Annotated in this window: 11 protein-coding genes and 1 pseudogene; 5 read left to right on the forward strand and 7 right to left on the reverse strand. The window is 60.1% G+C overall.

All coding sequences use genetic code 11. The annotated features are described in order from the left end of the window. Positions 1–79: 79 nt before the first annotated feature. Positions 80–904 (forward strand): tRNA cyclic N6-threonylcarbamoyladenosine(37) synthase TcdA, encoded by an 825-nt coding sequence (gene tcdA / locus ACMX3H_RS01450; protein WP_415209524.1) that lies wholly within the window; start codon positions 80–82, stop codon positions 902–904. Between the two features lie 161 nt (positions 905–1,065). On the opposite strand, the gene csdE is transcribed toward tcdA, so the two are convergent. Together csdE and csdA are read right to left on the reverse strand one after the other, a co-directional pair. Next, a complete protein-coding gene (gene csdE / locus ACMX3H_RS01455) occupies positions 1,066–1,518 on the reverse strand; it encodes a cysteine desulfurase sulfur acceptor subunit CsdE (protein ID WP_415209525.1) in 453 nt (150 codons plus the stop codon). An 11-nt stretch (positions 1,519–1,529) separates the two neighbouring features. After that, positions 1,530–2,735: a cysteine desulfurase CsdA gene (csdA, locus tag ACMX3H_RS01460; protein ID WP_415209526.1), complete on the reverse strand. Its 1,206-nt coding sequence runs from the start codon at positions 2,733–2,735 to the stop codon at positions 1,530–1,532. A gap of 173 nt (positions 2,736–2,908) precedes the next feature. Between csdA and ACMX3H_RS01465 the strand changes: the two are divergent. The 4 genes and pseudogenes from ACMX3H_RS01465 to rlmM all read left to right on the forward strand — a co-directional run. Then, a pseudogene (locus ACMX3H_RS01465) lies at positions 2,909–3,127 on the forward strand (YgdI/YgdR family lipoprotein); the annotation flags it as partial. A gap of 510 nt (positions 3,128–3,637) precedes the next feature. After that, positions 3,638–4,594, forward strand: a complete 957-nt coding sequence (locus ACMX3H_RS01470) for a transcriptional regulator GcvA (protein WP_415209527.1) — start codon at positions 3,638–3,640, stop codon at positions 4,592–4,594. Between the two features lie 18 nt (positions 4,595–4,612). Further along, positions 4,613–5,008, forward strand: a complete 396-nt coding sequence (locus ACMX3H_RS01475) for a DUF423 domain-containing protein (RefSeq protein ID WP_415209528.1) — start codon at positions 4,613–4,615, stop codon at positions 5,006–5,008. Then, the gene (gene rlmM, locus ACMX3H_RS01480; RefSeq protein WP_415209529.1) at positions 5,001–6,101 is read left to right on the forward strand and encodes a 23S rRNA (cytidine(2498)-2'-O)-methyltransferase RlmM; all 1,101 of its coding nucleotides are present in this window, start codon (positions 5,001–5,003) and stop codon (positions 6,099–6,101) included. Before ACMX3H_RS01475 ends, rlmM begins: the two co-directional genes overlap by 8 nt. 89 nt (positions 6,102–6,190) lie before the next feature. On the opposite strand, the gene ACMX3H_RS01485 is transcribed toward rlmM, so the two are convergent. The 5 genes from ACMX3H_RS01485 to ACMX3H_RS01505 form a co-directional block, all read right to left on the reverse strand. Next, the gene (locus ACMX3H_RS01485) at positions 6,191–8,083 is read right to left on the reverse strand and encodes a glycoside hydrolase family 3 protein (RefSeq protein ID WP_415209530.1); all 1,893 of its coding nucleotides are present in this window, start codon (positions 8,081–8,083) and stop codon (positions 6,191–6,193) included. Positions 8,084–8,267: 184 nt separating this feature from the next. Next, positions 8,268–8,564 (reverse strand): phage protein Gp37, encoded by a 297-nt coding sequence (locus ACMX3H_RS01490; RefSeq protein ID WP_415209531.1) that lies wholly within the window; start codon positions 8,562–8,564, stop codon positions 8,268–8,270. 43 nt (positions 8,565–8,607) lie between these two features. Beyond that, on the reverse strand, positions 8,608–9,024 hold the full coding sequence (locus ACMX3H_RS01495; RefSeq protein ID WP_415209532.1) for a gp436 family protein: 417 nt from the start codon (positions 9,022–9,024) through the stop codon (positions 8,608–8,610). 48 nt (positions 9,025–9,072) lie between these two features. Next, complete coding sequence (locus ACMX3H_RS01500) at positions 9,073–9,585, reverse strand: Mu-like prophage major head subunit gpT family protein (RefSeq protein WP_415209533.1); 513 nt, start codon at positions 9,583–9,585, stop codon at positions 9,073–9,075. Continuing rightward, the coding region (locus tag ACMX3H_RS01505) for a phage protease (RefSeq protein WP_415209534.1) at positions 9,585–10,261 on the reverse strand (677 nt) is incomplete at its 5' end. The genes ACMX3H_RS01505 and ACMX3H_RS01500, both read right to left, overlap by 1 nt.

Consider the following 10,261-nt stretch of genomic DNA (forward strand, 5'->3'; position numbering starts at 1 on the left):
AAAACTGACCGCCGGCGGAGGTTTCACCCGTTCATCAAGCGGCCTGCGGGCCGTTTTTGTTAACTGAGGCATAAACAGTATGAATGATCACCTATCAGACGCCTGGTTGCAGCGTTTCGGCGGCACCGCTCGGCTGTATGGCCGGGATGCGCTGGCGGTATTCGCTGCCGCCCACGTCTGCGTGATCGGTGTTGGCGGGGTAGGGTCCTGGGCGGGGGAAGCGCTGGCCCGTACCGGTATCGGCGCGATAACCCTGATTGATATGGACGACGTGTGCGTCACCAATACCAACCGGCAAATTCACGCCCTGCGCGATCGCGTGGGGCTGCCGAAAATTGCGGTGATGGCCGAGCGTATCGCGGCCATCAATCCCGAGTGCCGGGTAACCGCTATCGATGATTTTATCACCGCCGATAACGTGGCGCAGAGGCTGGACGGCGGCTTCGACTATGTCATTGATGCTATCGACAGCGTGCGGGCCAAAGCGGCGCTGCTGGCGTACTGCCGGCGCTATAAAATTCCGGTGGTCTGCGCCGGCGGCGCCGGTGGCCAGACCGATCCCACCCGCATTCAAGTGGCGGATCTGGCGAAAACCATTCAGGATCCGTTGGCGGCCAAAGTACGCGATCGCTTGAAGCAGGGATTTCAGGTGGTGAAGAACAGCAAAGGCAAGTTGGGTATCGATTGCGTTTTTTCCAGCGAACAGCTTGTCTATCCCCAGCCCGACGGCTCGGTCTGCGCGTCCCCCGCCACGGCGGAAGGGCCTAAGCGCATGGACTGCGCGTCAGGTTTTGGCGCCTCGAGCATGGTGACCGCGACCTTTGGTTTCGTCGCCGTCGCGCACGCGCTGAAAAAATTGCTCGCCAAAGCGCGGCGGCAGTACGTCACGCCGCCCGCCGCCTGAAAGATTTGCCCGCGGGCCAGCTCGCGGCGGTGGCCGGCGAGATTGCACCGTGACGCTGGCGCCCGGGCGGACCGGTCGGGCCGGTAAAGTTTGGCGCACGCGGGCAGGATCTTGAGCACACGACCACGGATCGGAACGCGCCGGCAGGTCCGGCGCGGTCGTCAGCCGCCGCCGGCGATATGGGCGACTCGGCCGCCGATTGCCGCCAGACCGTCGGCGTGGCTGGCGCTCAATTCCGCTTCCAGTCCAAGCTGACGAAACAGCGCCAGCGGATCGGTCTGGCGCAGCTCTAGCGCGCTCTTGCCCTCCACGGCCGTCAGCACGATGGCGAGCAGGCCCTTAACGATGCGGCCGTCGCTGTCGGCATAAAAATGCATCCTGCCGTCCGGCAGCGGCTGATGCCCCAACCAGACTCGGCTTTCGCAGCCCGCGAGGATCGTCGCGGGGGTCTTCAGGCCGTCCGGCAGCGGCGGCAGTGCCCTGGCAAGCGTAATCACTTGCCGCAATCTATCCTCCCACTGCCGGCAGTCGGCAAAGCGCCGGGCCAGTTCAGCGGCGGTAATGTCTGTGCCGAAGGGGTGCGGGCCGTTAAGGGGTAACACCTCTCTTGTCATAGCGTGCTCCGTTATTCGCTGAAAAGGGCCAGTGCGGTGGCTGTCGCTTCTACCAGCCGATCCACGTCCGCGGGGGTGTTATAAGGGGCGAAAGAGGCGCGCACGGTACCGGGGACGCCCAGGGCGGCCATCAGCGGCTGGGCGCAATGCTGACCGGCGCGCACCGCCACGCCGGATTGCGCCAGAACGTGGGCTATATCCTGATGATGGATATCGGCGAAGGCGAAGGACAGCAGCGGCGACCCCGGACAGCGGAAAACGCGAAACCCCGCCAGCAGCGACAGCCGTTGGTGGGCGTCGTCCGCCAGCGATACGCACCAGGCTTCGGCCGCCGTCATATCCTGCTGCGCCAGCCAGCCGAGCACGGCGTCCAAACCGATAACCCCGGCGATATTCGGCGTACCCGCTTCAAAACGGTGCGGCGGCGGCTCTGGGATCACCTCGTCGAACGACACCGCGCTGAGCATTTTCCCGCCGCCCTGCCAGGGAGGCATCGCCGCCAGCAGCTCGGTTTTACCGTACAGCACGCCAATACCGGTGGGGCCGTACAGTTTATGGCCGGAGAAAGCGTAAAAGTCGATATCCAGCGCCGCGACATCCGCTCTGCCGTGTACTACCCCCTGCGCGCCGTCCACCACCACCACCGCCGGCGTCTGCCGTACTTGGGCGATAATATCCCGCAAATCCGGGCAACCGCCGGTGACGTTGGACATTTGGCTCAACGCCACGATCCGCGTGCGTTCACTCAGCAGGGCGGAAAGCTGTCGCTTGTCGGGCAGTAAATCGGCACCGATGGGCCATTTCACCACGCGAGCGCCGATCTGCTGCGCCACCATAAGCCAGGGAACCAAATTGGCGTGATGTTCGCTTTCCGCTACCACAATTTCGTCACCGGGCCGCAGGCGCGGCCGCGCATAGCTTTGGGCGACCAGATTGAGCGACTCGGTGGTGCCGCGTGTCCAGACAATATCTTCCGCGCGCGGTGCGCCCAGCCAGCGGGCCATTTGCTGACGCGCCAGCTCGTAGCGGCCGGTTAACGATTGCGCTTGCCGGTAGCTGCTGCGGTGCACGTTGCCCTGCGCCAGGCGATAGAAATCCTCGGTTGCCGCCAGTACCGGCTGTGGTTTCAGGGTGGTGGCCGCGTTATCCAAATAGGTCGCCCCGGCGGTGAGAGTCGGAAAAAGCTGGCGGAAAGCATTATTGTCAAACTGTGTCACGGAATTCCTCTGGGGACAACGGCCGGTGCGCTCGATGGCTAAGTCGCCGAATTACCTGTCATTTTCTGGCAAAATCGTGAAAGCTGGTTATGCTTATTACTATCGGGTAATACAAATACCCAAAGCGAATAACGGATTAATACAGTAATTTACTCTGCGAGGAATGATCAACGAAGAAAACAGCCGCAGTCATTACCGCCTGTGCCTTAGCCTTTACGCTGAGCGCCTGCTCAAGCAATTACGTCATGCATACCAACGATGGCCGGACTATTGTAACCTCTGGCAAGCCGAAAGTAGATGAAGATACCGGCATGATAAGCTATCAGGATGCGTCGGGCACCCAGCAACAAATCAACCGCTCCGACGTGAAAGAGATGATGGAAGCGCAATAAAGCCCGTGACATGGCCCGTCACTTACGGCCGGTCGCGGTCGCCTTCAACGGGTAACGGGCGCTAACGGCACCCTCCGGTTCGTCATCTTTTGTGCCCGTCTTGCGTGCCTGAACGGGCTACCCGCTTCGCGTGGCAAAGCGCTGAGGGCCTGGTGCCGGTCTCTGGCGCCCCCCGTCTGTAAGCGACAGGCAAAAAAAAGCACCGCAGGCGCGGTGTTACTTTTCTCTATGGACAGACAGAAAAATGTATCCCAAAACGGATTTAAAAATTAAGCGGTCCGCATTCGCGGCCCAATCTGCAAATACAACATCACATCACTCGCCAAAAGCACTTTGGAAACATTAGTTTCCCCAGTGCTTTTCGTTCCGGCTTGCGAATGGCCACAACTATAGGTATTTGCTGGCGCATCATCAACGGACAAATTATAATGCCTCGGATAAAAAAACTAATAGATGACATGCCTATGTTGGCCCTACTCATAATTCTCAGTCCAGAAAAAGCGCTTGCCTATGTCCAAACGACTCCCTCCGCTTAATGCCCTGCGGGTGTTCGACGCGGCGGCGCGCCACCTGAGCTTTACCAAAGCGGCGTACGAGTTATTCGTCACGCAGGCCGCCGTCAGCCACCAGATCAAATCGCTGGAGGACTTTCTCGGGCTAAAACTCTTCCGCCGCCGTAATCGTTCGCTGCTGCTGACCGAAGAAGGTCAAAGCTATTACCTCGACATCAAAGAGATTTTCTCCGCGCTGGCGGAAGCGACGCGCAAACTGCAGTCGCGCAGCGCCAAGGGCACGCTTACGGTCAGCCTGCTGTCGAGTTTTGCCATTCAGTGGTTGGTACCGCGCTTGTCGATCTTTAACGCCGCCTGGCCGGGCATTGATGTTCTTATCCAGGCGGTGGACCGTGAGGAGGACAAACTGGCGGATGACGTGGACGTGGCCATTTTCTATGGCCGCGGTAATTGGCCCGGACTGCGGGTGGAAAAGTTATATGCCGAATACCTGTTGCCGGTTTGCGCGCCAGCGCTATTGACCGGCGTCCATCCGCTGAAAACCCCGGCGGATCTGATTTACCATACGCTCTTGCATGACGCCTCGCGGCGGGAGTGGCTGGCCTATAGCCGGCAATTGGGGTTAATCCAGCTCAATGTGCAGCAGGGACCGATTTTCAGCCACAGCGCCATGGTGCTGCAAGCGGCGATCCATGGTCAGGGGGTGGCGCTGGCCAATAACGTCATGGCGCAAACGGAAATTGAAGCCGGACGGCTGGCGTGCCCGTTCAATGAGGTGCTGGAAAGCAAAAACGCCTTTTACCTGGTGTGCCATGACAGTCAGGCGGAAGTGGGTAAAATCGCCGCCTTTCGTCAATGGATCCTAGCGCGCGCGGCCAGCGAACAGGAGACGTTCCGCTTTCGTTACGCCGCGTCGCAGCCTATGGCGCCGCTGCATGGCACTCTCCATCAATAATTATCGGAATCGAGAAACATGCGTAGTCGTGGAATGCTGATTTTCGCCGCCCTAAGTGGATTCTTATTCGTGGCCCTCGGCGCTTTCACCGCCCATAGCCTGCGTCTGTCGCTAGGGGAGCTGGAAATGGCCTGGTTAAGAACCGGTTTGGAGTATCAGGCCTTTCATACCCTGGCGATTATGGCCATGAGCACGGTGATGATGCGCAATCCCAACCTGTGTTTTTACTGGAGCGGGGTGCTGCTGGCTATCGGTATCGTGCTGTTTTCCGGCAGTTTATACTGCCTGGCGCTGTCGCACCTGCACCTGTGGGTATATATCACCCCCATCGGCGGCGTTTGTTTCCTGGCGGGCTGGGGGCTGCTGCTAATTGGCGCGCTGCGCCTGAAAAAAAAGGCGGAACGCCGTGAATAACGTTATTTTGTATTGCCGCCTCGGCTTTGAGAAAGAGTGCGCCGCTGAAATTACCGAGAAGGCCGCCGAACGGGAACTCTATGGCTTTGCGCGCGTGAAGGAAAATAGCGGGTACGTGGTCTTTGTCTGTTACCAGCATGAAGAGGCGGACCGGCTGATCCGCACTTTACCGCTGCGAAGTCTGATTTTTGCGCGTCAGATGATACTGGCGGGCGACCTGCTGCGCGATCTGCCCACCGACGATCGCATTACGCCGATAGCGGGTATGCTGACGGGCGCCGTCGCCGAGGCGGGGGAGCTGCGGGTCGAAGTCCCCGATACCAACGAAAGCAAAGAGCTGATCAAGTTCTGCCGCAAATTCACCGTGCCGTTACGCGCCGCCCTGCGCGCGCAGCGCATCCTCCGGGGTGATGAACACACCTCGCAGCAGGTCATCCATGTGCTGTTCATCGCGTCGGGATGCTGCTACGTGGGCTACGCCTATCGTCATAATCATTCCCCCTTCTATATGGGCATTCCCCGGCTGCGATTTCCGCCGGATGCGCCCAGCCGCTCCACGCTGAAGCTGGAGGAGGCTTTCCATGTCTTTGTTCCGGCGGATGAGTGGGACGAGCGCCTCGGCAGCGGCATGTACGCGGTGGATTTGGGCGCTTGCCCCGGCGGTTGGACTTACCAGTTGGTTAAACGCAGCATGATGGTGCATGCGGTGGATAATGGCACAATGGACGAGGCGCTGATGGCGACCGGGCAGGTGATCCACCATCGCGCCGACGGTTTTCGCTTCGAGCCGCCGCGCAATAATGTGTACTGGCTGGTGTGCGATATGGTGGAGAAACCGTCGCGCGTGGCGCAATTAGCCGCGGATTGGTTGGTGAAGGGGTGGTGCCGCGAGGCGATTTTCAACCTGAAGCTGCCGATGAAAAAGCGCTATGAAGAGGTCAACCAGAATTTACGCCTGCTCTGCGACCAGTTGGCGGGGAATGGGGTGCATGCGGAAGTACACGCCAAGCAGCTGTACCACGACCGGGAGGAAGTCACGGTGCACGCCTGCCGGTTCTGGAGCGCGGTGCCGGGACGGCGCGATGAACGCTAAAGGGGCGCCGCGGCGTTAAAGCCGCGTGCCGTTGCACGTGAGTGGGGGAAGGACCGGCGTCCGCCACCGGGTCAGGGCCGCGCGCGGTGTCAGCAGTTTAGACCGAAGCCGCGTGGATAGCGGATATCGGTTATCGCCCCCTGCGGGTCGACATTATAGATATTCACCGGCAGCTTACCGCTCGGCTGCAACTCCCCCACTAGCGCCCACGCCGCGGCAAACAGCGATTCGCCGCGGCGTACGCCGTTGTCCAGACCGTAATAGGCATAGGTCGCTAATATGGTGTCGGTCTTACTATCAAAGTGGATGATGTCGTAGGGCGAACGCATCAGCAACAGCACGATTTTCTTCTGCTGGCGGTGGGCATAATCGATAATGGCGGCAATGTGCGCCGTATCGCCCGTACCGGTCGCTCCGCTGGCCTGGCCGTTGTTTTCCACCGGGCTGACGCCGACTGCCTGACTGCCGACAATCACGATATCGCTGCGGTCGATTTCCCGACGCTGTGCCTGCCAGGCAATCTCTGCGATTTTATGGCTGCTGACGTCATGAAAGCCCTTTTGTTGCAACACCTGCCGCACGGCATGGCCTTGTTCGCCCCAGGGCGTGAAAATGGCGATCTTGCAGCTGACGTCCCGCAGCGGCAGCAACTGATGATTTTGCAATAGCGTGATCGATTGATCGGCAATAGCGCTTTCCACCTCTTTCGCCAGGCGCCGCTCGGTCTCACCGATCGCGGCGGGAGCCACCTGGCCCGCCATGATATTTTTTTCCCGTTTGAGCGTCAGGATCCGCGCCACCGAGGCATCAATTTCCCCGCTGTCTATCTCACCACGCTCCACCTGCGCGATGATGTATTCGATAAGCTCACGCAGTTTATCTCCCTCGTCCGCCCCCTGTACGCTGACCGGCATCAGGGCAATATCAACACCGGCGTTGAATACTCGCTTGACCACGTCGCGTGGGTCGAAGTTGTCGCTGATGGCCTTCATATCCAGCGTATCGGTAATGGTCACGCCGCGATAGCCCATCTCCTGGCACAGCAGGTGATGCTGGATCCTACGCGACAGCGTAGCGGGAACAATAATGTCCTCGCCGTCGAGCCGGGTTATCAGGCTGTCGTCAAGGGCGGGGTATTGAATGTGGGCGGTCATAATCATGTCCGGCGCGTCGTTATCGGCGATAGCGGCGATATAGGGCGCCAGATCAACGGCGTACGCCTGCTCCCGGTTGCGGTCCACCCGCGGCAAATTCAGGTGGGAATCGGTACGGGTATCGCCATGGCCTGGAAAGTGTTTGTAGCAGGTGACTATCTGCGCGCTGCCTTTAACCATCTGGCGGGCCAGCCTGTCGACCTGTGCCGGGGAATCGCCGAACGCGCGCACATTAATGACCGGGTTGGCCTGATTGCTGTTCACGTCCACCACCGGCGCAAAATTGAGGTTAAGACCCAGGCTGCACAGTTCCCGCGCCATGATTTTGCCCTGCAGGTAGGGAAGCGCGCTTTCGCCGTGGCCTTCGTACAGCGCCCCGAGCGCCATATTGCCCGCAAACGCGATGTACTCGCCGCGCGGCAGGCGAAAAACGTTGCCGCCCTCGTTGTCGGTACCGATCAGCAAACCGATGCCGTGGGCCTGGGGAACGGCTGCGAGTTGTCCGGTCAGGCGGCGGATCTGGTCGGCATCTTTCAGGTTGCTGGCAAACAGAATGACGCCGCCGATGTGGTAATTACGCAAGATGTTTTCAATGCAAGCGTTAAGCGCTACGGTGTCCCGCGCCGCGCCGCTAGCGCTATCCCGGCCCCAGTAGCGGAAATCGAGCATGATTTTCTGACCGATTTTTTCTCTGAGCGTCATATCGGCCAGAACGGATTGGCTGTTGTCGGCGCGCGTCAACGCCTGGCCAAGCGCGCTGGCGTGAGTCACCTGCGCCGTTACGGCGACGACGCCGGTCACGCGTGTTGGAGGGGTGATGTTCATCATGTGCTCTCTCGCTGGGGGTAAACAGAGTGTGGCCATCTTTGCCCGTCACCGGCAACGCGGCGGGATCACTACTTGTCAGAGGAATATCCTTACCGTTCCGGTACGTAGCGCACGCCAGCACTGCGACACTATCATGCCTGCGGCGGACAAAACAGTAAATTGCCACGTGACGGCGGGGCGGGCATTAGGCGGTTAGCCACCCATTGACCACCGGACATTTTCGCGCAGCCGCCGCTACTTGCGGCGTGGTATCCAATTTCGCTGACGCAGGCTGGCCGGGTCTGTCGCCCTCGGCACCGTTGATAACATCGGCCACCACGTAAAAAACAAAGCGACTGTCAATCACGCCTTTGACCTGACCGGCCTGCGCGCCCAGCCACACCAGATACACCGAGGGCGGCGTCAGCAGCACATCACGCAATCCCTCCTCGCTCCAGTCGCCGGGATGGGTGGCGATATCACGCAACGTGTTGCCAAACACGCATGTAGCCGCGCCAGCAAAGCGTTTTCGGTGGAGACAATCATCAGATAAACCCCTTCTGCTTGCGCCCGAACACCGACGCATCGGCCTGCATCTGCGGCAGGTCGGCACTGTCGGGGACCTGGTTATCGCTATCCACCCCGAGCGGCAGCTCCCCTTTTTTCACCGCCTCCAGCCAGCGCAGCGCATCCTGGTAACGCTGGCTGGTTTGCTCAATGGCCCGCTCGTCATTCAGGTAGTAAAACGCCATCGTGCAGGCATGACGTTTCAGCACTGACGGCACCACCGAGAGCGGCAGGGCGTAACGGGCAGCGATAAAGCTGTCCATCAGAGCGCTGGCATCGCTGAGCGACTGGCTCACTTTTTGCCGGGCTGCCACCTCATCGCTGCGCTCGTCGACCAGCCTTTCTATCAACGGGACGCTATAGCGGGCGCGTAAATCCTGCTCGCTGGCATACATGCGTTACCACTCCTTTCATGGGCGTTTAAACCGGATTTAACCGCGCTGTTACAACAGGTCTGCGACCAGCAGCGTCAGCTTGCCTTTCATTTCGTTAGAGACCGTGGCGCTGCCCTCGACCTTCGGATACACCGGATGTTCGCTATCAAAAAAAGGTTTGCCGTCGTAGCAGTCGGTTTTATTACCGGCGCGCAAGGCGGTAAACACCAGTTCGTCAGGTTGTGCGGCGGCGGCGCGACCCATTTCCTGAAACAGCGGGCTATACGCGCCGAGATTGTCATCCTCAAAATCCTCGCGGGTAATGGCGACCGTGCCTTCATAGGTCTTGTTGTTGATGGCGTAGCCATAGACCTTCATCTGCTGGATACTGCGCGAGCCGACCCACTCCCGGAAAGCGGGAAACTGCCCCAGCCAGCCGTAGGTATTGGATTTTGACGTGGAGGCCACCGTGGTCGCCACCTGCTGGTAGTGAGACGGAGCCATGCCCAGCCCGTTCTGAAACTCCTTGCGAAAGCCGGTCATCAGGGCAGTGATTTGCGACGGGGTAATGGGGGTTGGCATTATTGTGCGTCCTCGGTCTTGATTTTCTGGAACGCCGTCGGGGTCATCCCCAGCACGCGCGCGGCCTGTAACTCTTCCGCCGACAGGGCGACGGTGGCGGTTTTTTCACGGTTTTGGGGTGGCAGGGTCAACGTTTCAGTCTGCACGCGGGTGAGGGCGGCTATCGGCTGGCGCGTCGCCAACTGCGCCGACAGGGCCGTCACACCAATCTGGTTGCCAAGTCCTTCCAGGTAGGGTCGCTCGAATTTCAATATCCGCCCGTCCTGCTCGGCCTTGCCCAGCGTCTGCGCCAGGGTGGTCTTACTTAAGCTCCCGGACAGTGACACCATCTGCTCACGCACCGCGTTATAGGTCTCGACCGGTACATAGCGGCGTAAATCCACGGCCGCCGTCGGTGCCTGGGTTTTCAGCGCGTTCAGGTCAGCGGACAGGGCCGCCACATCGGTTTTCAGCGCGGCGGCCTTGTCCGCCTGGCTTTTTAGCGTGGTCACGGCAGACAGTGCGGCGGTGGCGACCTCATCGGTCAGCTCGCCGTCCTCCGGCACCGTCAGGCCCAGCGCGGCCAGCAGCGCTGTTAACGATTGATTCATTGCAGGCTCCTTAGGGGAGGAAGGGGGAACAGTTAACGCCTGGTAGATATCTTCGGCGCTCAGGGCGGCCACCGGGCGCATGCCCG

Source organism: Sodalis sp. (in: enterobacteria), assembly GCF_047607725.1.
Lineage (GTDB): Bacteria > Pseudomonadota > Gammaproteobacteria > Enterobacterales > Enterobacteriaceae > JBLKSS01.